Below are 23,335 nucleotides of genomic sequence, written 5' to 3' on the forward strand. Positions count from 1 at the left end.
CCTCGAATAGGGTCGGTGCGGTGAACCGCCTCTTCCGCACGCGCGGCAGGTGGTCCGTCTCCGCTGTGATCGTCGTACTCGCCCTGGTGGGTGGAGTCGTGCTCTGGTCGCGGTCCGGGGACGACCCACCGCCGGTGAGCACACGCGACGCCGTCATGGACGTGCCGGACGGCCCCGGGAGCTCGCAGACGATCCAGATCGACACGACGCTGTACCTGCCCCAGAAGACCCCCGCGCCAGCGGTCCTGCTGCCGCACGGGTTCGGCGGGAGCAAGCAGAGCGTCGCCACCCAGGCGACCGAACTCGCGCAGCGCGGCTTCGTCGTCCTGGCCTACTCGGCGCGCGGCTTCGGCCGCAGCACCGGCCAGATCGCGCTGAACTCCCTCGACTACGAGGTCCGCGACGCGCAGAAGCTGCTCGACTGGCTCGCCACCCGCGAGGAGGTCGTGACCGACGCGGCCGGTGACCCGCGGGTCGGCGTCACCGGCGGCTCCTACGGCGGCTCGCTGGCGCTGCTGCTGGCCGGAGTGGACCCCAGGGTCGACACGATCGTCCCCGTCATCACCTACAACGACCTGACGCAGGCGCTGCTGCCGAACTCGGCGAGCACCGACGAGGTGGCGCGGGAGACCGCGTCACCCGGTGCGTTCACCGCCGACGGCGTCTTCAAGCGGTCGTGGGCCGGCATCTTCTTCTCCGCCGGTCTCACCAGCGCGGACTCCGCCAGCCCCGGCCGCGAGGCGCGGGAGCCCGGCCAGGAGGACGACGACGCCTCCGGCGGCGGTGGCGACACCGGCGCGGGCACGCCCGGCCCCTCCACGCAGGGGCAGCCGGGTCGACCGGGCGGTGACCAGCAGCTCGACGCGTGCGGCCGGTTCCGCCCCGAGGTGTGCGCCGCCTACACGGAGGTCGCGACCACCGGCCGGATGAGCCCCGCGACGCTGGAGCTGCTGCGCCGCTCCTCCCCCGCGTCGGTGACCGACCGGATCACCCAGCCGACGATGCTGGTGCAGGGCGAGCAGGACACCCTGTTCGGACTCGACCAGGCCGACGCCAACGCCCGGCAGATCTCCGCGGCGGGCGCTCCGGTGAAGGTGGTCTGGTACGCGGGCGGCCACGACGGCGGCAGCCCCGGACCCGAGCTGCGCGGGACGATCGCCGACTGGATGGACTTCCACCTCGGGCGGAAGGGCGCCGACCCCGGCACGGGATTCGAGTACCAGGTGCAGGGCGCGTTCCGCAGCAGCGGCACGCCGTCGCTGCGCACGGTCAGCGCGTCCGGCTACCCCGGTGTCGGCGGAGCCGGCCCGGTCGAGCGGCGGGCGCTGCCGCTGACCGGTGACGAGCAGCTCGTGGTCAACCCGGCCGGGGGCAACCCGGCGGCGGTGAGCAACCTGCCCGGCCTGGGGGCCGCGCTGAGCGGGTCCAGTTCGCTGGCGAGCCGCCTCGCGGTCGACCTGCCCGGTCAGGCGGCGCAGTTCTCGACGCAGCCGCTGGACGGGCAGGTGCTGCTGGCCGGCGCGTCCACCGTGCGGCTGCGCGTGGCCGGCGTGCCCGGTCAGCCGGTGCCCGAGGACGGCGCCGTGCTGTTCGTGAAGCTCTACGACGTCGGCCCGGACGGGACGCGCACCCTGCCCGGCTCGGCCGTGGCCCCGGTGCGGATCGCCCTGCCCGCCGACGGCGGCGCCGCCGAGTTCGAGGTGACGCTGCCCGGCGCGGTGCGGCCGGTCGAGACGGGTCACCGGGTGCAGGTCGTCGTCGCGACGACGGACCAGGCGTACGCCAACGCGACCGAGCCGGCCGCCTACCGGGTGTCCCTCGCCGACGACGCGGCGCTCGACGTGCCCGTGGTTCCGGGGTCCAACACCTCCGAGGGCATCCCGCTGGGCGCCGTGTGGGGCATCGCCGTGGTGCTGCTGATCTCGGCGCTGGTGGCGGTCGTGGCGGTGTTCCGCCGCAGGCTCGCCTCGGACGTCGACCCGGAGCTGACCGGCGTGCCGCTGGTCATCGAGAACCTGAGCAAGTCCTACCCCGGCGGGCTGACCGCCGTGAAGGACCTGTCCTTCCGGGTGGAGCACGGCCAGGTGCTGGGCCTGCTCGGACCGAACGGCGCCGGCAAGACCACCACCCTGCGGATGCTGATGGGCCTGATCCACCCCAGCGAGGGACGGATCAGGGTGTTCGGCCACCGCATCACGCCGGGTGCGCCCGTGCTGTCGCGGATCGGGTCGTTCGTCGAGGGCGCCGGGTTCCTGCCGCACCTGTCCGGCGCGGAGAACCTGCGCCTGTACTGGGCGGCGACCGGTCGTCCCGCCGAGCAGTCCCACGTGGAGGAGGCGCTGGAGATCGCCGGGCTCGGCAGGGCGGTCGACCGGCGCGTGCGCACCTACAGCCAGGGCATGAGGCAGCGTCTCGCCATCGCGCAGGCGATGCTCGGCCTGCCGGACCTGCTCGTGCTCGACGAACCGGCCAACGGGCTCGACCCGCCCCAGATCCACCAGATGCGCGACGTGCTCAAGCGCTACGCGGCCGCCGGTCGCACGGTCGTGGTGTCCAGCCACCTCCTGGCGGAGGTCGAGCAGACGTGCAGTCACGTCGTCGTGATGCACCGGGGCCAGCTCGTGGCCGCCGGTGAGGTCGCCGACATCGCCGCGGGTGGCGGCGAGGCGACGTTCCGGGTGGACGACCCGGAGCGCGCGACCGAGGTCCTGCGCGGCCTGGAGGGCGTCACCGAGATCGGCGTCGACGGCGACCAGGCGTACGCGAGCCTGAACGGCGTGCCGCGAGCGGTCGCGCTGACCGCGCTCGTGCAGGCCGGGATCGCGGTGGACCAGGCCGGTCCGCGGCGCCGCCTGGAGGACGCGTTCCTCCAGCTCGTCGGAGAGGAGACGGCACGATGAGCAGGACCGACAGCGGCGGCGAGAACGGCGTGCACACCGACCCCACCGCCATCGCCGAACTCGCGCAGGCGGCGGCGCACCAGGTCACGGAGGTGGCACCGGACGGCTCGACGTCGTTCTACCGGGCACGCCGGACGCTGCCGCTGCGCGTGGAGCTGATCCGGCAGCTCAAGCGCAGGCGCACCCAGCTCGTGCTGGGGTTCCTGGTGCTGCTGCCGTTCGTCCTCGTGGTGGCGTTCCAGGTCGGCGAGGACAACGGCAACAACCGCTCCGGCGGGTTCGTCGACCTGGCCACGGCCAGCGGCGTGAACTTCGTGATCCTGACCCTGTTCGTCTCCAGCAGCTTCCTGCTGCCGATGATCGTGTCGCTGTTCTTCGGCGACACGATCGCGAGCGAGGCGTCGTGGTCGAGCCTGAAGTACCTGCTGGCCGCGCCGGTCCCCCGGCACCGGCTGCTGCGCCGCAAGGCGATCACCTCGGGCGTGCTGTCGGTGTTCGCGCTGGCGCTGCTGCCCGCGGTGGCGCTGCTCGCCGGGGTGGTCTGGTACGGAGCCGGTGAGGCGGTGAGCCCCACCGGCGAGGCCGCGCCGTTCGCCGACAGCGTGCTCGCGGTGGTGCTGACCGTGGGCTACCTCGCGGTCCAGCTGTTCTGGGTGGCGGGACTCGCGCTGTTCCTGTCCGTGTCGACCGACGCACCGCTGGGCGCGGTGGGCGGCGCGGTGCTGGCGTCGATCCTGTCGCAGATCCTCGACCAGATCACCGCGCTCGGGGACCTGCGGAACTACCTGCCGACGCACCAGGCCCTGGCGTGGGTGGACGTGTTCTCCACCGACGTGGACTGGTCGAACATGCTGTGGGGGACGTTCTCCTCGCTCGCCTACGGCGCGTTCTTCACGATGCTGGCCGCTCGCCGGTTCGCCACGAAGGACATCACCAGCTAGTCCGCGGGGCCGTCGCACCGCGAACCGGTGCGACGGCCCCGCGCTCAGCGGCCGGTGAAGGCGAAGCGCAAGAACCTCGGATAGGTGATCGAGTCGTAGGCGGTCGTCTCCCGCGCCGCGATCAGGTGCGCGGTGCGAGCGGCCTCGATCTCGCCGTGGCAGCGGCGCACGGCCCGGTCGTGCTCCACGCGGCGCTGCGCGGTGACGGCGTTCGCGGCGCGCACCTGGTCAGCGATGGCGACGAGGTCCGCGGTGAACCGCTCGTTGACCAGCGCCTTCTGCTGCATCGCGGACGCCTTCACCTGCTGCTCCAGCTCGTCGAGGTCGCGCACGCGCTGCGCGAAGCGGCTCTCGATGATGCGGCGCAGGCTGTCCGGCAGTCCGGTGGGCTGGGAGTTCCGCGCGATCCACTCCTGCTTCTGCCGCCAGTCCTCCAGGCGGCTCGCCTTGACCGCGCCGAACCCCGGCACCCGCACCGTCAGGCCGGACGGCAGCCGGAAGAACGGGTTCTTGTTCTGCGCCTGGCTGTTGGTGACGTAGTTGACGCCGGCGAAGTCCGCCGCGGTGGCGATCCCCGCCTCGCGCAGGTTCGCCACCAGCTTCCCGCCCAGGCCCTCCAGCCCGGCATCGGCGATCGACACCGTGGCCAGCCGCTGCCGCACGTGCTCGGCGCGCAGGTCCGCGAGCGCCTGGTCGAGCTCCCGCTTGCGCTCCGCGCCCATCCCGCCGCGCCTGCTCATGATGGACGCGAGCTGCCGCTGGGCCTCGGTGTCGATCGCGGCGGTCTCCTTGCGGTGCCGCTCCTGCAGGCCCGCCTTGAGGACCTTCTCCGAGGCGGCGCGCTGAGCCGCGGACTTCGCCAGCGCGTCGCCCTCCTCGGTGAGCACGGCGAGCCGCTGGTTGATGTCGAGCAGGCGCGCGTCCAGCTCGTCGAGCCGCGCGTACTCGCGGCGCTTGGCCCTGGTCTCCTGGCGGGCCCGGTACACGGCGAACGTCGAGGCGAACCACAGCAGCAGGCCGCACACGCCGGTGAGCGCCACGCCCGCCGGAGCCAGGACCGCGAGCAGGACCGTGCCCACCACGAGCAGCGGCGCGACCAGCGCGACGGCGGTCAGCGAGGAGTCCCGGCCGACGAACCGCGCCCTGGGCACCGGCTCGGTCGGCAGGACGTGGTCGGCCATCCACGGCGGCAGCGGCGCGGCGGGCTGCACCGGCCGGAAGGTCCCGCTCGACTGGGCTGTGGTGAACGTGATGGGGGTCAGCGGCGGCAGCGCGGTGACCGGTGCGCCCAGCATCCCCCGCACCCGCGCCACCAGCTCCCGCACCTCGGGCACCTGGTGGTCGAGCAGGATCGGGAAGCGGCTGGACCCGGCCGGGTCGGTGTAGTCCTCCTCGGCGAGCAGGAGGTACTCGCCGCCCTGCTGGTGCAGCTGCCCCCACAGCGCCGGGTCCGCGGCGACCGACACCAGCGACAGGTAGATCACCCAGGCGGAGAAGCGGTCCACGTCCGGGCGGAAGTCCACGTCGGAGCGCAGTGGCGACTGGTAGTTGCGGTGCCCCATCTCGGCGGCCTTCATGCCGTCGAGAGCGGGCACGTACATGCCGTCGTAGTCGACCAGCCGCAGCGAGCCGTCCGAGGCGACGAGCAGGTTGCCGTGCTGGAGGTCGCCGTGCGCGATGCCCGCGTCCGCCAGGTCCGCGACGAGCGCGGCGAACCGCTCGGCCAGCCCGACCAGCGCGCGCTGGTCGTGGACGTGCTGCTCGATCCAGCGGGTCAGGCCGGTGCCCTCGACCCAGTCCATCTTCAGCACCGGGTACCAGCGGCCCTCGACGAGCACGCCGCGCTGGAGGTACTCGAACCCGACCTTCCACCGCCCCTCGACCCGGTTGAGGTGGTCGCTGATCGCCCGGTAGCGCACGGTCTGGTCGGCGACCTCGCGGGTGAAGCACTTGATGGCGTGCCGCTTGCCCGCGGCCGTCGTCACCGAGAACACGCTCGCGAAGTTGCCGGAGATCGGCCGCGGACGCGCCAGCTTGTCCAGCTCGACCTTCGCGCCCTTCAGATCGGGCTCGGCGAAGCAGAGCCGGGTGTTCTGCAGCGCCTCCACGTAGGCCGCGCCGGAGGGGAACTGCACCACGGGTGCTGCCACTCGCCTACCCCAGGTCCACGTGCACGAGTGCCACGTCGTCGTTGCGCATGTCGCCGTTGCCGCGCTGCTTGGTCACCCAGTCGGCGAAGTCCTCGTCCGTGCCGGAGCAGGCCAGCTCCCGCAGCACGTCCCACGGTGCGCCGTCGCGCTCCTTCTCCGCCAGGAACCACGCGGCGAGCGCGTCCGTGGCGAGGAAGAACTGATCGCCCTCGCGGTAGGAGCCCTGGGTGAGGCGCACCCGCTCGGCGATCAGGTCCTCGTCGGTGTTGCGGCTGTTGAGCAGGTTGGGCGAGGTGCCGAACTCCTCGGCCGAGTCCAGCGGGAACGTCCGGCTCAGGGCTCCGTCGCGGACCTGGAACAGGCACGAGTCGCCCATCGCCGCGGCGTACCAGCGCTGCCCGTGGGTCCCGGCGAGCTGGAAGGCGAGCAGCGTGGCGTACGCGCCGCGGTCCAGGCCCGGCTGCTCGTACCAGCGGATCGGCCGGTCGTTCGCCTCCCGGTCGGCCACGTAGCCGGCGAGCCAGTCCTCCCACTCGTGCACCACACCCAGCACGGCCCGGCCGAACGTGCGGCGGTTGCGCAGGGTGTTGGGACGCGTCGCGGCGGCGTGCACGAAGGACTCGGCCAGCAGCCGCGCCCAGGGTCCTGCCAGCACGCTCTCCGAGGCGCCGTCGGCGATGGCGGCCAGCACCTGGCCCTCCACCTCCTCGTCGCGCGCGACGTCGGGCAGCACCGCGGACGCGTCCTCGGTCTCGTGGGGTCGTGAGCCGTCCTTCTGGACGCTCATCGTGGAGATGAAGGAGCGCATGCGGGTCAGCGGAGGTCCGTGGCCCTGGTGCCGATGTCCAGGAACTGCACGACGGAGGCGATGTCGGCGTTGTAGACGAACCCGCGGGTGACGTCGCTGATCTCGAAGCCCTGCTGCGAGGCGTAGGAGCGCATGTCCGGCGGGAGGGTGCTGGACATGCCGAACAGCGTGCGCGCGTAGGCGTCGGGCAGGTCCTCGTCAGACTCCGGGAACGTCACGGGGGTCGCCTCGCTGGCCGAGACGTGCAGGTTGAACAGCAGGGTGGCGCCGTCGGCGCTCGCGTGGGTCTGCACGTCCACCGCCGCGGTCGACGGGTCGCCGTCGGTGGACTCGCCGTCGGTCAGGTTCAGCACGATCGGCGGGAAGCAGCCGGGGTGGTCGGCGAGCCACTTGGCCACGAGCGTCTCGGCGTACTGGAGCGCGCGGACCATGGGCGTGCCGCCGTTGGCCACCGGCTCCATCCACACCGGGAAGCGGGTCGTGGTCTCCACGAGGCCACCGGCGCCGTCCGGCACCTTCTTCGGGCGCTCCTCGACGCGGGCGGGGTTGTCGGCGACCTGGCTCAGCGGCACGAGGTCGCGGCCCTCCAGGTCACCGCTGAAGGCGGAGCCGACGGACTGGCCGTAGCCGACCACGGCGACGTGGAAGTAGTCGCGGACGCCCTCCTCCTTCGCGCACTTGACCGACAGCTCCGTGAGCAGCCGGTTGATCGCGTCGGCGACGACGTCCGCCTTGCGCTGCGGGATCTCCCCGCCGATGGGGTCGTTCATCGACGCGGACTGGTCGACCAGGAACACGAAAGCGGTCGGGTTGGTCCGACTGATCTCGGCCGAATACGCCATGGTTCGTCGTCTCCTCACTCAGTCCGCACCCACGAAGGAGGCAGGGCGTCACCGTAGTGGGTGACAGAGTAGTCACGAACAGGTCTCGTCTGCGCTCGCCTCCCCCGTGTCGGTACTCCGTTCGCGCGGTGGCGGGCCCGGACGGGCGCACTGGCGCGCGGTGAGCACGCGAATCGTGCTGGACAGCGCCCCGCGGGACGAGGAAGGACTCCGCGGGGCGCTGACCCTCGCACCGGCCGGTGGACGCCCTCTCACCGGCCGGGTGGCCGTCACCCCCGCGCGCGGCGGGCCGGACGGGGAGGACCGGTCAGCCGACCCCGGCCGCGTCCATGCCGCGCAGCTCCTTCTTCAGGTCCTGGATCTCGTCGCGCAACCGACCGGCCAGCTCGAACTGCAGCTCGCGCGCCGCGTTCATCATCTGGTCGGTGAGCTGCTGCACCAGGTCGGCCAGCTCGGAGCGGGCCATCGTGCTGACGTCCTTGTCGACCAGGACGCCGGAGCTGCGGCCACCCGACCCCCCGGTCGGCTTCTTGCCGCGCGAGGCGTTGCGGCCGGAACCGCCGATCTCGACGGCCTCCTCCGCCTCGGAGTAGACCTGCTCCAGGATGTCGGTGATCTTCTTGCGCAGCGGCTGCGGGTCGAGGCCGCGCTCGGTGTTGTAGGCGACCTGCTTGACCCGCCTGCGGTTCGTCTCGTCGATGGCGTGCCGCATCGAGTCGGTGATCCGGTCGGCGTACATGTGCACCTCGCCGGACACGTTGCGCGCCGCGCGGCCGATGGTCTGGATGAGGCTCGTCCCGGACCGCAGGAAGCCCTCCTTGTCCGCGTCGAGGATCGCGACGAGCGACACCTCGGGCAGGTCCAGGCCCTCCCGCAGCAGGTTGATGCCGATCAGCACGTCGTACTCGCCCAGCCGGAGCTGCCGCAGCAGCTCGACCCGGCGCAGCGTGTCCACCTCGGAGTGCAGGTAGCGGACGCGGATGCCCAGTTCGAGCAGGTAGTCGGTGAGGTCCTCGGCCATCTTCTTGGTCAGCGTGGTGACCAGGACCCGCTCGTCGCGGTCGGCCCGCTCGCGGATCTCGCCCACCAGGTCGTCGATCTGCCCCTCGGTGGGCTTCACGACCACCTCGGGGTCGACCAGGCCGGTCGGGCGGATCACCTGCTCCACGAACTCCCCGCCGCTCTGCCCCATCTCGTAGGGGCCGGGCGTCGCCGACAGGTACACGGTCTGCCCGATGCGGTCGGCGAACTCCTCCCAGCGCAGCGGGCGGTTGTCCATCGCGCTGGGCAGCCGGAAGCCGTGCTCGACCAGGTTGCGCTTGCGGGAGGCGTCGCCCTCGTACATGCCGCCGATCTGCGGCACCGTCACGTGCGACTCGTCGATGACCAGCAGGAAGTCGTCGGGGAAGTAGTCGATCAGCGTCGCGGGCGCGGACCCGGCCGGACGCCCGTCGATGTGCCGCGAGTAGTTCTCGATGCCGGAGCAGAACCCGACCTGGCGCATCATCTCGATGTCGTAGGCGGTGCGCATCCGCAGCCGCTGCGCCTCCAGCAGCTTGCCCTGCCGCTCCATCGTCGCCAGCGTCTCCGCCAGCTCCGCCTCGATGGCGGCGATGGCGCGCTCCATGCGGTCCGGACCGGCGACGTAGTGCGTCGCCGGGAAGATCCGCAGTTCGTCGACCTCCTTGACGACGTCACCGGTCAGCGGGTGCAGGTAGTACAGCTTGTCGATCTCGTCGCCGAAGAACTCGACCCGGATCGCCAGCTCCTCGTACGCGGGGATGATCTCCACCGTGTCACCGCGCACGCGGAACGTGCCGCGGCTGAAGGAGATGTCGTTGCGGGTGTACTGCACGTCCACGAGGGCGCGCAGCAGCACGTCGCGCTCGACCTCGCCGCCCACGGCCAGCGGGATGGACCGGTCGAGGTAGGACTGCGGCGTGCCGAGGCCGTAGATGCACGACACCGAGGCGACCACGATGACGTCGCGCCTGGTCAGCAGGCTCATCGTCGCGGAGTGCCGCAGCCGCTCGACGTCCTCGTTGACCGAGGAGTCCTTCTCGATGTAGGTGTCGCTCTGCGGGATGTACGCCTCGGGCTGGTAGTAGTCGTAGTAGCTGACGAAGTACTCGACCGCGTTGTCCGGGAAGTACCCCTTCAGCTCGTTGGCCAGCTGCGCCGCGAGGGTCTTGTTCGGCGCCATGACCAGCGTGGGGCGCTGCACCTGCTCGACCAGCCAGGCCGTCGTGGCCGACTTGCCGGTGCCGGTGGCACCGAGCAGCACGACGTCCTTCTCGCCCGCGTTGACCCGCTTGGTGAGGTCGGCGATGGCCGCCGGCTGGTCACCCGCCGGCTGGTAGTCGCTGACCACGCGGAACCGCCCGTCGGTGCGGGGGACGTCGCCGACGGGACGGAACTCGGAGTGCGCCTTGACGGTGCTCTCCTCGTTCGGGAGTTCGGTTGCGAAAGCCACGTGACGACGGTACGCCCGGCCACCGACAACTTCCGATCTCCGCAGGTGGAGCGGTGTCGGTCAGCAGTCGCACCCGCAGCAGTCGCAGTTGCAGTCGCAGCTGCCGCAGTTGTCGCAGTCGTTGGCACGCCGCTTCCCGCTCCACGGGCCGGGGAACGGGTCGCGGCAGCAGTACTGGCACGTGCCGCACTGGTAGAGCACCGCCACACAGCCCGGCACCAGCGATCGGCTGGTCGGCGGGGTCGTGAGCTTCGGCCAGCACCACAGCCCGCTGCCGGGACCGGGGTCCTCGCGCTTCCCGCGCCGTCCTCCCGAGGTGGGCGGCGGCGGCGGTGGCGGCGGGACGTGCCCCGGCGCGGAGGCCGGCGGAACCGGTCCGGGCGCCAGCGGGGGCGAGGCGGGCGGGTACGTCCCCCGCTGCGGCTGCCAGCCGGGCGGCGTGCCCGGCTGGTGGGCGTGCGGTTCGCCGAACGCGCGGCGGATCGCCTCGTCCACCTCGTGCACGAGCAGCGCGTGCACGAGCCGCTGGTCGGTGAACTCCGCCTCGCGCAGCGCGAGCCGGATGCCGAGCGCGGCGTCCTCGCACAGCCGCCACACCTCGGCCCGGTCGGTGCCGGTGGCGGTGAGCGGGTTCCACGCGCCGGTGCGCAGGTCCTCCGCCCGGTCCTCCACGGCGTCCAGCAGGTGCGCCAGCCGGCCGAACATCCGGCCCACCTCGCGCAGCGGCGCGACGTTGCCCGGCCTGCCCGCGAGCACGGCGGAGAACGCCGCGGCCTCACCCGTCGCGGTCTCGGTCGGCTCGGTGACCGCCAGCACGGACGTGCCGGGGCCGGCCGCCCGCTCCAGCTCGGTCTGCCTGCCGACCGCGTCGAGCAGCACGGCCGTGTCGAAGCCGATCTCGGCGCCGATCCGCGTGCTCCGCTCGGCCCAGCGGCGGGCCACGCTCCGCCCGGCCGTCGCGACGGGCCGGTGGGCGAACGCGCCGTCGCCGTCGTCGGCGTGGTCGCGCACCTTCGCGGAGGCCAGCAGGAGCGAGGCCGTGGCGGCCAGCCTGGCGCCCGCGCCGTGCGCGACCTCGGCGGAGCGCAGGCCCCGCAGCGCGCACGGACCGGCGGAACGACGACCGGTGCCCGGCTCCGTCTGCGCCTCGACCAGCGCCGAGATCACCAGGCCGTCGTAGTTCGTCGCCAAGCGGGACAGGTGGCCGTGGTCGTCGCGCAGGGCGAGGCACAGACCGCAGAGGTGTGCCAGCCAGGTCTCCCGGAGTTCTGGACCGAGACGGTTGCGGCAGGGACGGATGATGCCGAACATGAGGTCGGATCCTACGTTCTGCCTCACCCGTTGGAGGGAACATTGGCCCACGGACAGCCGATCTCCGGGACCGCGCGGAATCGGCACGACGGCGGAACGCTCGCCCGCGCCGCCTCCACGGCGCCGCACGTCCACCCGCCGAAGATCGAGTACTTCGACGTCGACGCCAGGAGCAACACCGATCCCAAGGGGCACCTGCGGGGCGTCGAGGAGTTCCGCGTCGAACCGCACGGTCTCTACATGTCCCGTCCGGTGGCCGGTCATCCCCGGTTGTCGCACTTCGAGTCGTGGTTGCTGCCCGCCCAGGGGTTGCGGGTCACCCGCCAGTCGTGGCACCCCGGCCACGAGTGCGACTACGACCTCTACGTGGACGTCGTGGAGATCACCTCCAGCGGGTCGGTCTGGAAGACCGTTGACCTCTACCTGGACCTGCTCGTGCGCACCGGTCGCGGCGTCACCGTCCTGGACACCGACGAACTCCTCGCGGCGCTGGACGCCGGGCTGATCCAGCCGCACCGGGCGCAGTGGGCGCTGGAGACGACCTACCGGGCCGTCGCGGGCATCTCCGCCCACGGCTACGACGCGGTGCGCTGGCTGGCGGCGCACGGAAGCGTGACGACCTGGCGGCGACGCTGAGTCAACATCGCCCCCGAACGGGCGGTCACTGTTCGTGTGCTTCACCGGGTCGTGATCGGCAGAGGCACAACCCGTGATGTAACGAATCGACCCGAAGGGTTACTACACGAACACTTACGGCTACTGTCGCTTGCTGTGGGAGCGGTCATCACACCTCAGCTGGTAGACGTCGTCGACACCGTGAACGCTGTTCGCAGCTACTCGTCCGGTTCGTCGCGGCAGCTCTCCGTGTGCCAGGTCGAGCGGTGGGGCCTGCGGCTGGAGTGCCCGACGCCGGACGACCCGTTCTCGGAGTCGGAGGTGACCTGGCTGCTGCCCGACCTCGGGCTGCGCCTCACGCACCACCGGCCCCGTTCCCGGCACGCGCGCAGCGGCCCGAGCACGCTCACCGCCGTGCGCGTCGAGATCGGCGAGCACGGCTGGCAGACGACCGACCTGCTGCTCGGCCTCGCCGTGCCGGGCGGCACGACCGCGCGCATCGTCCGCTGCGAGGAGTTCGCCGCCGCCGTCGCGGGCCGCGTCCTGCTCCCCGACGACGCCGACCAGGCGCTCCGCACCGTGCACCGCACGCTGGAGGAGATCAGCCGCAACCGCCACGACCTGTCGGCCTGGCTGGGCCACCTGGGCATCTACGACTCCTGGCCCCCGCTCCACTGACCGCGAGTGGAGCGTTCCAGCACCGCGAGTGGAGCGTTGGGGCACCGCGAGCGCCTCACTCGCGCCCGGTGCGCCACGACCGCGCCCGCGGCACCGCCTCCTCGAACCACGGCCGCTTGGCGTCGACGTACCCGCCCGTGCCGCCGTCGGCCACGTGCTCGGTGGCCACCCGCAGCTTGAACTCCTCGTACTCCGCGCGCGCCTCGGCCTCGGCGCACAGCCAGTCGCGCAGCAGCAGCGCGGTGACCCACTCCGGCGACCCCTCCCGCCGCAGCAGCACGCGCGCGGGCCGACCGGGATCGGCGCTGTCGAACACGCCGTCCTCGCCGAAGAAGCCCGCACCGGCCAGTGCCCCGGCGTCGACCTCGGCGGAGAGCTGGAGATCGATCACGTCCTCCGCGGCGAGCCCCGGCACGGCGGTGGAACCGATGTGCTCGGCCCGGTGGCCGGTGGCGGTCGCGAGCCGCGCCACGATCCGGTCGGCCTGCGCCGGCCACGTCTCGTCGGACGGCACGACGCGCGGGTCCACCGGCCGGAACCCGCGACGCAGCCGCACGTTCGCCTCGTAGGGCACCAGCCGGTCCGCCCACAGCGCGTCCACGACGGCGTGCACCTCGTCCTGCGTGCCGGAGTTGTCGAGCCACACGTCCGCGACGGCACGCCGCTGGTCGTCGTCGGCCTGGGAGGCGATGCGGGCACGCGCGTCGGCCTCGGGCATCCCGCGCGACTCCACGAGCCTGCGCACCCGCTCCTCGAGTTCGGCGTGCACGATCAGCACCAGGTGGTAGGCCGGGGCGAGCCCGTTCTCCACGAGCAGCGGCACGTCGTGCACGACGACGGCCTCCGCCGGTGCGGCGGCCGTGATCTCGGCGGTGCGCGCGCCCACCCTCGGGTGGACGATCGCGTTGAGCGTCCGGCGTGCCTCGTCGTCGGTGAACACCCGCGCCGCCAGCGCCGCCCGGTTCAGCGCTCCGGAGGCGTCCAGGACCTCCTCGCCGAACGCCGCGACGATCTCGGCGAGCCCGTCCGTGCCCGGTCGCACGACCTCCCGCGCCAGCAGATCGGAGTCGACGATCACGGCTCCGTGCTCGGCGAGCCTCCTCGCCACGGTCGACTTGCCGGATCCGATTCCGCCGGACAGCCCCACGCGCACCATGTGGACCAGGGTATTCAGGGCGCGGGTGCCGTCATCGAGCGGGCGGCCAGATCCGCGAGCACGGCCTTGACCCTGTCGTCGGGAAGCGCGTCCGGCTTGGCGCGGACGACGAAGCTGGACCTGCCGATCGTGCCCGCGACGAACCGCTCCTCCTTCGTCACGACGTAGGACGCCTTCTGCTCGCCCACGTCGATCTGCTCGACGGTGGCGCCCTCCTGCTTCTCCGCGTCGACGCTCTCGGTGATCCGCTGCGTCGCCGACGCCTCGTCGGAGAAGTTGGACAACCCGATGATCACCGCGGCGTCGCCGACCTGCCGCCCCTCGGGGACGCCGTAGTAGCAGTCGAGCTTGGCGGTGCGGGCGACGGCGGGTTCGGGGACGCCGACGATCTCCACGGGCTTGGCGAGGTCCTTGCCGACGACCGCGGAGACGTCCTCGGCCGGTACGACCAGCTCGCAGTCGTCCGGGACGGGCCTGTCGGCCATGACGGACGTGGCCACCGCGGACGCCGGGGGCGCGATGACCGGGACGCTCGGCGGCGGCGCGGACTCGCGCGGCTCCTCGCTGCCGCACCCAGCGAGCACTCCGGCGCAGGTCACCAGGACCAGCGCCGCCACCGCACCACCGCGAACGACCCTCATAGAGATCCGAAAGTAGTCGCCCGGCGCCGACCCTGCCAGCAGGAGCGGTGAACTACCACTCGACCGATGTCGTCGCCGGACAACGGGAAGGCCCCGCACCACGGAGCGTGGTGCGGGGCCTTCGAGCGTGCGGAGCGGTGATCCCGAGGGATCAGGCGCCACCCGACAGCTTCTCGCGGAGCGCGGCGAGCTGCTCGTCGCTGGCCAGCGTGCCACCGCTCTGCGCGGGGGCACCGGTGCTGGACGCGGGAGCCGGAGCCTCGCCACCGGAGGAGTAGTTCGTCTCGCCCGCGGCCTCTTCCTCGGCGGCGGCGGCCTTGACGATCTGCTTCATGTGGGCCTCGTAGCGGGTGTGGGCCTCGGCGTACTGCCGCTCCCACTCCTCGCGCTGCTTCTCGAAGCCCTCCTGCCAGTCCTGGGTCTCCGGGTCGAAGCCCTCGGGGTAGATGTAGTTGCCCTCGGGGTCGTACTCGGCGGCCATGCCGTACTGGGTCGGGTCGAACTCGGAGTCCGGCGTGAAGCCCTCGTTGGCCTGCTTGAGGGACAGCGAGATCCGGCGGCGGTCCAGGTCGATGTCGATGACCTTGACCATGACGTCGTCGCCGACCTGCACGACCTGCTCCGGGATCTCGACGTGGCGCTCGGCCAGCTCGGAGATGTGGACCAGGCCCTCGATGCCCTCGTCCACGCGGACGAACGCACCGAACGGAACCAGCTTCGTGACCTTGCCCGGCACGATCTGACCGATCGCGTGGGTGCGGGCGAACTGACGCCACGGGTCTTCCTGGGTCGCCTTCAGCGACAGGGAGACGCGCTCGCGCTCCATGTCGACGTCCAGGACCTCGACCGTGACCTCCTGGCCGACCTCGACGACCTCGGACGGGTGGTCGATGTGCTTCCAGGACAGCTCGGAGACGTGCACCAGGCCGTCGACGCCACCCAGGTCCACGAAGGCACCGAAGTTGACGATGGAGGACACGACGCCCTTGCGGACCTGGCCCTTCTGCAGCTGGTTGAGGAACTCGCTGCGGACCTCGGACTGGGTCTGCTCCAGCCACGCGCGGCGCGACAGGACCACGTTGTTGCGGTTCTTGTCCAGCTCGATGATCTTGGCTTCGAGCTCGCGGCCCACGTAGGGCTGGAGGTCGCGCACGCGGCGCATCTCGACCAGGGAGGCGGGGAGGAAGCCGCGCAGGCCGATGTCCAGGATGAGACCACCCTTGACCACCTCGATGACCGTGCCCTTGACGGGCTCGTCCTTCTCCTTGAGCGCCTCGATGGTGCCCCAGGCGCGCTCGTACTGCGCGCGCTTCTTGGAGAGGATCAGCCGACCTTCCTTGTCCTCCTTCTGGAGGACCAGGGCCTCGACCTCGTCGCCGACGCTGACGACCTCGGCCGGGTCCACGTCGTGCTTGATCGACAGCTCGCGCGAGGGGATGACGCCCTCGGTCTTGTAGCCGATGTCGAGCAGGACCTCGTCCCGGTCGACCTTGACGATGGTTCCCTCGACGATATCGCCGTCGTTGAAGTACTTGATCGTCTTGTCGATAGCAGCGAGGAAGTCCTCCTCCGTCCCGATATCGTTGATGGCGACCTGCTTCGGCGCAGCGGCAACCGGGACAGTGGTGGTGTCGGTGGACATTAGGTAGGTGGCTCCGGTACGGATTGAGGTTTGATGGCCTGCGATGGTGTTCACACGCAGTGAGCACACCGTGCAACAGTGACCTGTGTTCCGGCATTCCTGGATCATGGGCAGGGCACACCCACTACGCGGGCGATATCGTACGTGCCTCGACGACCACCGGGCAAACCGGTCCCCTTGAAGGAGCAGTGTGTCCAACCAGCCGGGATCTTCCTCGACGGCCACCGCGGACCACCGGCACGCGAGCGCGGAGCTGGCGCTCGGCACCACGGGCATCGTCAAGCGCGACGCCGACGCCGCCGAGTCGCGGGCGGCGAGCCGGATCTGGTGGGACGCCGACGCCGACGACTACCTCTCCGAGCACGGTGACTTCCTGGGCGCGGCGGACTTCCGCTGGTGCCCGGAGGGCCTGCGCGAGGAGGAGGAGCGCCTGCTCGGCGACGTCGCGGGCAAGCGCGTGCTGGAGGTCGGCTGCGGCTCGGCCCCGTGCGCGCGGTGGTTGCGCGTCAACGGTGCGGAGCCGGTCGCGCTCGACATCTCCGCCGGGATGCTGCGGCACGCCGTCGCGGGCAACGCGAGCACCGGGATCTCCGTGCCGCTGGTGCAGGCGAGCGCGGACGAGCTGCCGTTCGGCGACGAGACCTTCGACGCGGCGTGCTCGGCGTTCGGCGCGGTGCCCTTCGTGGCCGACTCCGGCGCGGTGATGCGCGAGGTGGCCCGCGTGCTGCGGCCCGGTGCGCCGTGGGTGTTCGCCGTGACTCACCCGATCCGGTGGATCTTCCCGGACGATCCGGGACCGGCCGGGCTGACCGTCGTGAACTCCTACTTCGACCGCACGCCCTACGTGGAGGTCGACGACGCGGGGCGGGCGACCTACGTCGAGCACCACCGCACCACCGGTGACTTCGTGCGGCAGGTCGTGGCGGCGGGGATGGAGCTCGTCGACCTGATCGAGCCGGAGTGGCCGGAGGGCCACACGCGCGGCTGGGGCCAGTGGAGCCCGCTGCGCGGACGGCTGTTCCCCGGTACGGCGATCTTTTCCTGCCGCAAGCGCTGACCCGTACCGTGCTGTCCCGACGGGGACGGTCGGGGCGCGGAGGTCGGTACGGCGATGATGGTGGGGCGGGGCCTGGTCGAGGCGCAGTCCGCGCGGTTCGCCGCGCTCGACCCGCTGCTCCCGGCGTGTCCCGAGCCCCCGGACGGCGACGTGGTCACCGCCGCCGTGCCGGACGGCTCCAGGGTGGCCGGCGTGATCACCCACCACGTGCACCGGCCGGGCTCCGTGGTGCGGCTGTGGTCGGCCAGCGACGTGCGGGAGCTGCACCCGCTGCTCGGCGGCGCGGGACTGGTGGGGATGCACACGCTGCTGCGGGCGTGGCGGCACCGGCTGGACCGCGTCCCGCCGCCGGGGACGGACAGCGCGGCCGTGGTGACCTGGCCGAGCCGTGACGTCGAGGCGACGCGCGCGCTGCTGGACCACGGTCTGGTGCCGCTGTCGACGATCGCCGTGCGGCGCGGCGTCCCGCTCGTTCCCGAGCGGGCGCCCACGCTGACGATCCGCCGGGCCGGACCCGCCGACCTCGGCCCCGTGGTGGACCTGGCGCTGGCGGAGCTGCGGTACTCCTCGCTCGTCGGCGCGACGGTGCTGCGCCCGGACGCGGTGGAGCTGAAGCGGCGCACGCTGGGCGAGCGGCTGCGCGCGAACGCGCCGATCTGGCTGGCCGAGCGGGACGGCATCGCCGTGGCGCTGGCGGAGTGCGCGATCACCGACGCCGATCCGACGACCTGGGCCGGGTCGCGACTGCCGCGGGGCCGCTGGGGCTACCTGAACTGCGTGTCGGTGCTGCCGGGCGCGCGCGGGTCCGGCGTGGGGCAGCAGCTCGTGGCGCACGCCCACCGCGAGCTGCGCCGGATGGGCGCGACGGGCACGTACCTCTACTACAACCAGCCGAACCCGCTGTCCTCGGTGTTCTGGATCCGCCAGGGCTACCGGCCGCTGTGGACCGTCTGGGAGGTCCGGCCGGCGTCGGCCCTGCGCTGACCGGTTCGTCCGCTCTGCGAGGTCACGGGCTGCGGCACCTCGTCCACGGCGGCGACCCCGGCGGGGTGGGGCGCGACGTGGCCGTCCCGACCGGTCACCCGGCGCCGGGGCTCGCGTGCTCGACGCTCGCCGCGTACGAGCGGCGGGCGCGGACCCCGTCCCGGCTGAAGCCGGAACTCGTGCTGGCACCCGCTCGCCGCGCCCGGCACGCACCGCGGCGACCGAGCAGAAGCTGGTCGGCGAGCGCGGGACGGCTGCCCGCCGACGTCGAGGTGGGCACGGCGGCGGCGCTGTTCGGCACGCTGCTGGTGATCGCGCTGGACCGGCAGGTCCTCCAGCCGGAGCGCAGTCGCGCCGAGGTCCGCGAGTCGGTGCTGGTCCTGGTGCGGGGACTGCGCCCCGCCGCGGGGGAATGATCGGCGACAGGACGGCGTTCTATGCAAACGCATGAACTCGTCGCGCCACAGGAGGAGCTCAGATGACCACCCGCAGCCTCGCGGTGCTCTCCGCCGGACTGAGCGTCCCGTCGTCCACCCGCGTGCTGGCCGACCGGCTCGCCGCGGCGACCGCGCGCGCCCTGGCCGAGCGGGGAGTCGAGGTCGAGACGCACCACGTGGAGCTGCGCGAGCTCGCGCACGACGTGACCAACAGCGTGCTCACCGGTTTCCCGACCGGCGGGCTGCGCGAGGCCGTCAACCGCGTCGTGGGCGCGGACGGCCTGATCGCCGTCACCCCGATCTTCACCGCGTCCTACAGCGGCCTGTTCAAGTCCTTCGTCGACGTGCTGGAGCCCGGTGCGCTGACCGGCAAGCCCGTGCTGCTCGGAGCCACGGCCGGTTCGGCGCGGCACTCGCTGGCCGTCGACCACGCGATGCGGCCGCTGTTCGCCCACCTGCGCACGCTGACCGTGCCCACGGCCGTGTTCGCCGCCTCCGAGGACTGGGACAACAGCACCGACGAGCGGTCGCTGCTGCACCGGATCGACCGGGCCGCCGCCGAGTTCGCCGGTCTCCTGGACCGGTCCGCACCCGCGTCCGGCACCGGCGAGCTCGACGACTTCGTGCCGTTCGACCAGCTGATCGCACGCGGCTGACCGCGCGTCAGACCGACCCCTCACCCGCTCGCGCCGCCCGCAGCAGCGGACCGGCGAGCCAGGCGTCCACCTCGCGCTGACCGCGCAGCCGCACGACGGACAGACGCGGCCCGTGCTCACTCGCGAGCACGGCGGTGAGCTTGTCGGCCACCCGGCCGTGGGACTTCCACCCCCAGCGCAGCAGGTGCTCCGGGTCGGTGAACACGGTCAGCAGCGGCGGTTCGACGTTGCCGTTCCACAGCACGGTCCGCCGGAGCCGGCGGACGACGGTCCGCACGACGAGACGACGCATCGCCGTGCGGAAGGGGTGGTCGAGCCACACGATCGTGTCGGCGTGCTCCAGCAGCAGCGGGCGGGCCCGCGAGTACTGCCACTCGGTGATCCAGGCCGGGCGGCCGACGAGGACCGCGACGTCGTCGAGGAACTCGGGGCGCGGCACCCAGCCGGGGCCGTGGTACAGCGCGTCCATCTCCACGTGCGGCGAGCCGATCCGGCCCGCCAGGGCCTTCGCCAGCGTGGTCTTCCCCGCCCCGGTGCTGCCCGCGACCAGCACCCGCCGGGGCGGGTGGGGCAGCGGATCTGCGGGTCCGAGCAGCGGCACGCGGTCAGGCTACCGCCCGCTCGCGCGGCCCCTCCCGACGCGCGGGAGCATCCGGCCGCCGCAGAACAGGTGCGTCGCCGGCCTGCCGTTCCCGCCGCCGGCGAAGGGGCCGTGCGGGTGCGGTCGTGCGCCCGACGGCTCGTCCTGCTGCCCCGGCTCCGCCTCCCGGGCACCCCGAGCGCTCCGCTCGGGACGCGAAAGCTCAACTCGCGGTGCTCGAACGCTCAACTCGCGGGTCAGTGGGCTGCGGCGTCCCAGGAGCGGCCCACGCCGACCGAGACCGACAGGGGGACGGTGAGCGGGTAGGCGTGGCCCATGTGCTCGCGCACCAGCGCCTCCACCGTCTCGCGCTCGCCCTCCGCGACCTCCAGCACGAGTTCGTCGTGCACCTGGAGCAGCATCCGGCTGCGCAGGCCGGACTCCTCCAGCGCCGTGTAGACGTCGAGCATCGCGACCTTGATGATGTCCGCCGCGCTGCCCTGGATCGGCGCGTTGAGCGCCATGCGCTCGGCCATGTCGCGGCGCTGCCGGTTGTCGCTGTTGAGGTCCGGCAGGTAGCGGCGGCGGCCCAGGATCGTCTCGGTGTAGCCGACCTTGCGCGCCTCCTCCACGATCGAGTGAAGGTAGTCGCGCACGCCGCCGAAGCGGGAGAAGTACGCCTCCATCTGCTCGCGCGCCTCGGAGGCGGAGATCCGCAGCTGCTGCGCCAGGCCGTACTCCGACAGGCCGTAGGCCAGGCCGTAGGACATCGCCTTGACCCGGCGGCGCTGCTCCCCCGTCACCTCCGAGGTCGGCACCGCGAACGCTTGCGCCGCCACGTAGGTGTGCAGGTCCTCGCCGCTGCGGAACGCCTCGATCAGGCCCTCGTCACCGGACAGGTGCGCCATGATGCGCATCTCGATCTGGCTGTAGTCGGCCGTCATCAGCTCGCTGAAGCCGGAGCCGACGACGAACCCCTCGCGGATGCGGCGACCCTCCTCGGTGCGGATCGGGATGTTCTGCAGGTTGGGGTCCGTCGAGGACAGTCGCCCGGTCGCGGCGATCGTCTGGTGGAACGTCGTGTGGATGCGGCCGTCGTCGGCCACCGACTTGAGCAGGCCGTCCACCGTGGACTTCAACCTGGTGACGTCGCGGTGGGCCAGCAGGTGCTGCAGGAACGGGTGCTCGGTGTGCTCGAACAGGTTCTGCAACGCCTCGGCGTCGGTGGTGTAGCCGGTCTTGGTCTTCTTCGTCTTCGGCATGTTCAGCTCGTCGAACAGCACCACCTGGAGCTGCTTGGGCGAGCCGAGGTTGATCTCCTTGCCGATCACCGAGTAGGCGTCCTGCGCGGCCTGCTTCACCCCGGCGGCGAAGTGCGCCTCCAGCGCGGCCAGGTGCTCCGCGTCGATCGCGATGCCCACGTTCTCCAGGTCGGCGAGCACGCCGGCGAGCGGCAGCTCCAGCTCGGCCAGCAGGCGCGTGCCGTTGGTCCGCACCAGCTCCTCGTCCAGGGCGTCGGCCAGCTCGGCCACGGCGCGGGCGCGCACGATGGCGCCGGTGGCGGCCTTCCGCGACTCCTCGTCCTCGTCGGCGAGCAGCGAGAGCTGACCGGTGTCGGCCTCCTCCGCCCGCAGCTCGCGCGACAGGTGGCGCAGGGCGAGGTCGTCCAGCGCGAACGAGCGCTGGCCCGGCCGCACCAGGTAGGCGGCGAGCGCCGTGTCGCTGGTCAGCCCGTTCAGCACCCAGCCGCGCGCCCGCAGGCGGCGCAGGGGAAGTTTGAGCTCGTGCCCCGCCTTCGCGACCGAGGCGTCGGCGAGCCACGCCGCGAGCGCGCGCTCGTCGGCCTCGGACAGCTGCCGCACCTCGACGTAGCCGCCCTCGCCGGTGGACGCGGCCAGCGCGACGCCCTCCAGGTCGCCGCCCGACTCGCGGAACGCCAGGCCGACCCGGCCGCCGCGGGCGTGGGCCGCGAGCCAGGCCTCCAGCTCGCCCGCCGGGATCGCGCCGCCGGTGACCTCGAAGCCGTCCTCCGCCTCGGGCTCCGCGGTGGACAGCGTCGCGAACAGCCGGTCGCGCAGGACGCGGAACTCCAGCTCGTCGAACAGCCGGTGCACCGCGTCGCGGTCCCACGGCCGGACGTCCAGGTCGGCGGGACCGACGGGCAGGTCGACGTCCTTGATCAGCTCGGTGAGCTGCCGGTTGAGCAGGACGTGGGACAGGTTCGCCCGCAGCGCCTCGCCCGCCTTGCCCTTCACCTCGTCGGCCCGGTCCACCAGCGCGGCGAGCGAGCCGAACTGCTGGATCCACTTGGTGACGGTCTTCTCGCCGACGCCGGGGATCTTCGGCAGGTTGTCGGAGGGGTCGCCGCGCAGCGCGGCGAAGTCGGGGTACTGGGTCGGCGTGACGCCGTACTTCTCCAGCACGGACTCCGGGGTGAACCGGGCCATCTCCGACACGCCCTTGACCGGGTAGAGCACGGTGACGTGGTCGTTCACCAGTTGCAGGGCGTCGCGGTCGCCGGTGCAGATCGCCACCTCGAAGCCCTGCTCGACGGCCTGCGTGGTGAGCGTGGCGATGACGTCGTCGGCCTCGAAGTTGTCCTTCGTCAGCGACGGGATCGACAGCGTGCCCAGCACGTCCTTGATGAGGCTGACCTGCCCCTTGAACTCGTCCGGCGTCGCGCTGCGGTTCGCCTTGTACTCGGCGAACTGCTCGGTGCGGAACGTCGTGCGCGAGACGTCGAACGCCACCGCCACGTGGGTGGGCCGCTCGTCGCGCAGGAGGTTGATGAGCATCGAGGTGAAGCCGTAGACCGAGTTGGTGGTCTGGCCGGTGTTGGTCTGGAAGTTCTCCTTCGGCAGCGCGAAGAAGGCGCGGTAGGCCATCGAGTGGCCGTCGACGAGGAGCAGCTTCTGCCCGGCGCTGGCTGCGGAGGAGGTCACGGGGCGAGTCTAGGGTGGGCCACCGACAGCGCTGAACCGACCGGAGGTGCCGGTGACCGTCCCGAACCACACCGCGACCCGCTACGAGGCCGAGACGAACCCGGAGTTCGCGGCCGAGCAACTGGTCGACAAGCTCGGCATCGAGATCACCCGATCGGAGAACGGTCAGCTGGTCGGCACCATGCCCGTGGCGGGCAACCGCCAGCCCTACGGACTGCTGCACGGGGGCGCGAGCGCGGTGCTCGCGGAGACGCTCGGCTCGCTGGCCTCCTTCGAGGCGGCCGGTCCCGGCCGGATCGCGGTGGGGCTGGAGCTGTCGTGCACCCACCACCGGGCGGCGCGCTCCGGCCTGGTGACCGGTGTGGCGTCACCGCTGCACGTCGGCCGCTCCACGGCCACGTTCGAGATCGTGATCAGCGACGAGGAGGGCAAGCGGGTCTGCACGGCGCGGCTGACCTGCGTGCTGCGCGACACCCCGCCCGGCGGCTGATCCCCCCGGACGCACGAGGCCGCCGCACCCGA

General features: G+C 72.3%; 18 protein-coding genes and 1 pseudogene. 9 read left to right on the forward strand and 10 right to left on the reverse strand.

Annotation, left to right across the window (positions count from 1 at the left end; translation table 11 throughout):
• Nucleotides 1-20: 20 nt before the first annotated feature.
• Nucleotides 21-2,900, forward strand: coding sequence for an alpha/beta fold hydrolase (locus IMZ35_RS00375; protein ID WP_199438838.1), 2,880 nt, complete (start codon nt 21-23; stop codon nt 2,898-2,900).
• Entirely contained in the window at nt 2,897-3,841 is a 945-nt protein-coding gene (locus tag IMZ35_RS00380; protein ID WP_199438839.1) for an ABC transporter permease, read from the forward strand. Before IMZ35_RS00375 ends, IMZ35_RS00380 begins: the two co-directional genes overlap by 4 nt.
• 44 nt (nt 3,842-3,885) lie before the next feature.
• Here the strand turns inward: IMZ35_RS00380 and IMZ35_RS00385 are convergent, their stop codons facing one another.
• The 5 genes from IMZ35_RS00385 to IMZ35_RS00405 form a co-directional block, all read right to left on the reverse strand.
• Nucleotides 3,886-5,991, reverse strand: coding sequence for a hypothetical protein (locus IMZ35_RS00385; RefSeq protein WP_199438840.1), 2,106 nt, complete (start codon nt 5,989-5,991; stop codon nt 3,886-3,888).
• A 4-nt stretch (nt 5,992-5,995) separates the two neighbouring features.
• Nucleotides 5,996-6,799 carry a protein phosphatase 2C domain-containing protein gene (locus tag IMZ35_RS00390; RefSeq protein WP_199438841.1) on the reverse strand — a complete coding sequence of 268 codons (804 nt, stop codon included), beginning with the start codon at nt 6,797-6,799 and terminating at the stop codon, nt 5,996-5,998.
• Nucleotides 6,800-6,804: 5 nt separating this feature from the next.
• Nucleotides 6,805-7,641, reverse strand: a complete 837-nt coding sequence (locus IMZ35_RS00395) for a vWA domain-containing protein (RefSeq protein WP_199438842.1) — start codon at nt 7,639-7,641, stop codon at nt 6,805-6,807.
• 307 nt (nt 7,642-7,948) lie between these two features.
• A complete protein-coding gene (gene uvrB, locus IMZ35_RS00400) occupies nt 7,949-10,114 on the reverse strand; it encodes an excinuclease ABC subunit UvrB (RefSeq protein WP_199438843.1) in 2,166 nt (721 codons plus the stop codon).
• Between the two features lie 60 nt (nt 10,115-10,174).
• Entirely contained in the window at nt 10,175-11,425 is a 1,251-nt protein-coding gene (locus IMZ35_RS00405) for a DUF5685 family protein (RefSeq protein WP_199438844.1), read from the reverse strand.
• A 144-nt stretch (nt 11,426-11,569) separates the two neighbouring features.
• On the opposite strand from IMZ35_RS00405, the gene IMZ35_RS00410 reads away from it, so the two are divergent.
• Together IMZ35_RS00410 and IMZ35_RS00415 are read left to right on the forward strand one after the other, a co-directional pair.
• A complete protein-coding gene (locus IMZ35_RS00410) occupies nt 11,570-12,061 on the forward strand; it encodes a ribonuclease FAU-1 family protein (protein ID WP_307867756.1) in 492 nt (163 codons plus the stop codon).
• Nucleotides 12,062-12,241: 180 nt separating this feature from the next.
• On the forward strand, nt 12,242-12,718 hold the full coding sequence (locus IMZ35_RS00415) for a ribonuclease FAU-1 family protein (protein WP_307867608.1): 477 nt from the start codon (nt 12,242-12,244) through the stop codon (nt 12,716-12,718).
• 55 nt (nt 12,719-12,773) lie between these two features.
• On the opposite strand, the gene coaE is transcribed toward IMZ35_RS00415, so the two are convergent.
• The 3 genes from coaE to rpsA all read right to left on the reverse strand — a co-directional run bounded on the left by coaE (nt 12,774) and on the right by rpsA (nt 16,157).
• Complete coding sequence (gene coaE / locus IMZ35_RS00420; RefSeq protein ID WP_199438846.1) at nt 12,774-13,874, reverse strand: dephospho-CoA kinase; 1,101 nt, start codon at nt 13,872-13,874, stop codon at nt 12,774-12,776.
• A 14-nt stretch (nt 13,875-13,888) separates the two neighbouring features.
• Nucleotides 13,889-14,515 (reverse strand): hypothetical protein, encoded by a 627-nt coding sequence (locus tag IMZ35_RS00425; protein WP_199438847.1) that lies wholly within the window; start codon nt 14,513-14,515, stop codon nt 13,889-13,891.
• A 151-nt stretch (nt 14,516-14,666) separates the two neighbouring features.
• The gene (gene rpsA, locus IMZ35_RS00430; protein WP_199438848.1) at nt 14,667-16,157 is read right to left on the reverse strand and encodes a 30S ribosomal protein S1; all 1,491 of its coding nucleotides are present in this window, start codon (nt 16,155-16,157) and stop codon (nt 14,667-14,669) included.
• 190 nt (nt 16,158-16,347) lie between these two features.
• On the opposite strand from rpsA, the gene IMZ35_RS00435 reads away from it, so the two are divergent.
• The 4 genes and pseudogenes from IMZ35_RS00435 (at nt 16,348) to IMZ35_RS00450 (ending at nt 19,291) form a co-directional block, all read left to right on the forward strand.
• Nucleotides 16,348-17,214 carry a class I SAM-dependent methyltransferase gene (locus IMZ35_RS00435; protein WP_199438849.1) on the forward strand — a complete coding sequence of 289 codons (867 nt, stop codon included), beginning with the start codon at nt 16,348-16,350 and terminating at the stop codon, nt 17,212-17,214.
• A gap of 54 nt (nt 17,215-17,268) precedes the next feature.
• Nucleotides 17,269-18,198 (forward strand): GNAT family N-acetyltransferase, encoded by a 930-nt coding sequence (locus tag IMZ35_RS00440; RefSeq protein ID WP_199438850.1) that lies wholly within the window; start codon nt 17,269-17,271, stop codon nt 18,196-18,198.
• Nucleotides 18,199-18,440: 242 nt separating this feature from the next.
• Nucleotides 18,441-18,614, forward strand: a pseudogene (locus tag IMZ35_RS00445) (TetR/AcrR family transcriptional regulator); the annotation flags it as partial.
• Nucleotides 18,615-18,676: 62 nt separating this feature from the next.
• Nucleotides 18,677-19,291 (forward strand): CE1759 family FMN reductase, encoded by a 615-nt coding sequence (locus IMZ35_RS00450; protein WP_199438851.1) that lies wholly within the window; start codon nt 18,677-18,679, stop codon nt 19,289-19,291.
• 7 nt (nt 19,292-19,298) lie between these two features.
• On the opposite strand, the gene IMZ35_RS00455 is transcribed toward IMZ35_RS00450, so the two are convergent.
• On the reverse strand, nt 19,299-19,892 hold the full coding sequence (locus IMZ35_RS00455) for a P-loop NTPase family protein (RefSeq protein ID WP_199438852.1): 594 nt from the start codon (nt 19,890-19,892) through the stop codon (nt 19,299-19,301).
• Nucleotides 19,893-20,128: 236 nt separating this feature from the next.
• Nucleotides 20,129-22,813: a DNA polymerase I gene (polA, locus tag IMZ35_RS00460; protein ID WP_307867609.1), complete on the reverse strand. Its 2,685-nt coding sequence runs from the start codon at nt 22,811-22,813 to the stop codon at nt 20,129-20,131.
• A 52-nt stretch (nt 22,814-22,865) separates the two neighbouring features.
• Between polA and IMZ35_RS00465 the strand changes: the two genes are divergently transcribed.
• Nucleotides 22,866-23,303: a hotdog fold thioesterase gene (locus IMZ35_RS00465; protein WP_199438853.1), complete on the forward strand. Its 438-nt coding sequence runs from the start codon at nt 22,866-22,868 to the stop codon at nt 23,301-23,303.
• Nucleotides 23,304-23,335 lie beyond the last annotated feature (32 nt).

This window comes from Umezawaea beigongshangensis (genome assembly GCF_016464305.1).
GTDB classification, from domain to species: Bacteria; Actinomycetota; Actinomycetes; order Mycobacteriales; family Pseudonocardiaceae; genus Umezawaea_A; species Umezawaea_A beigongshangensis.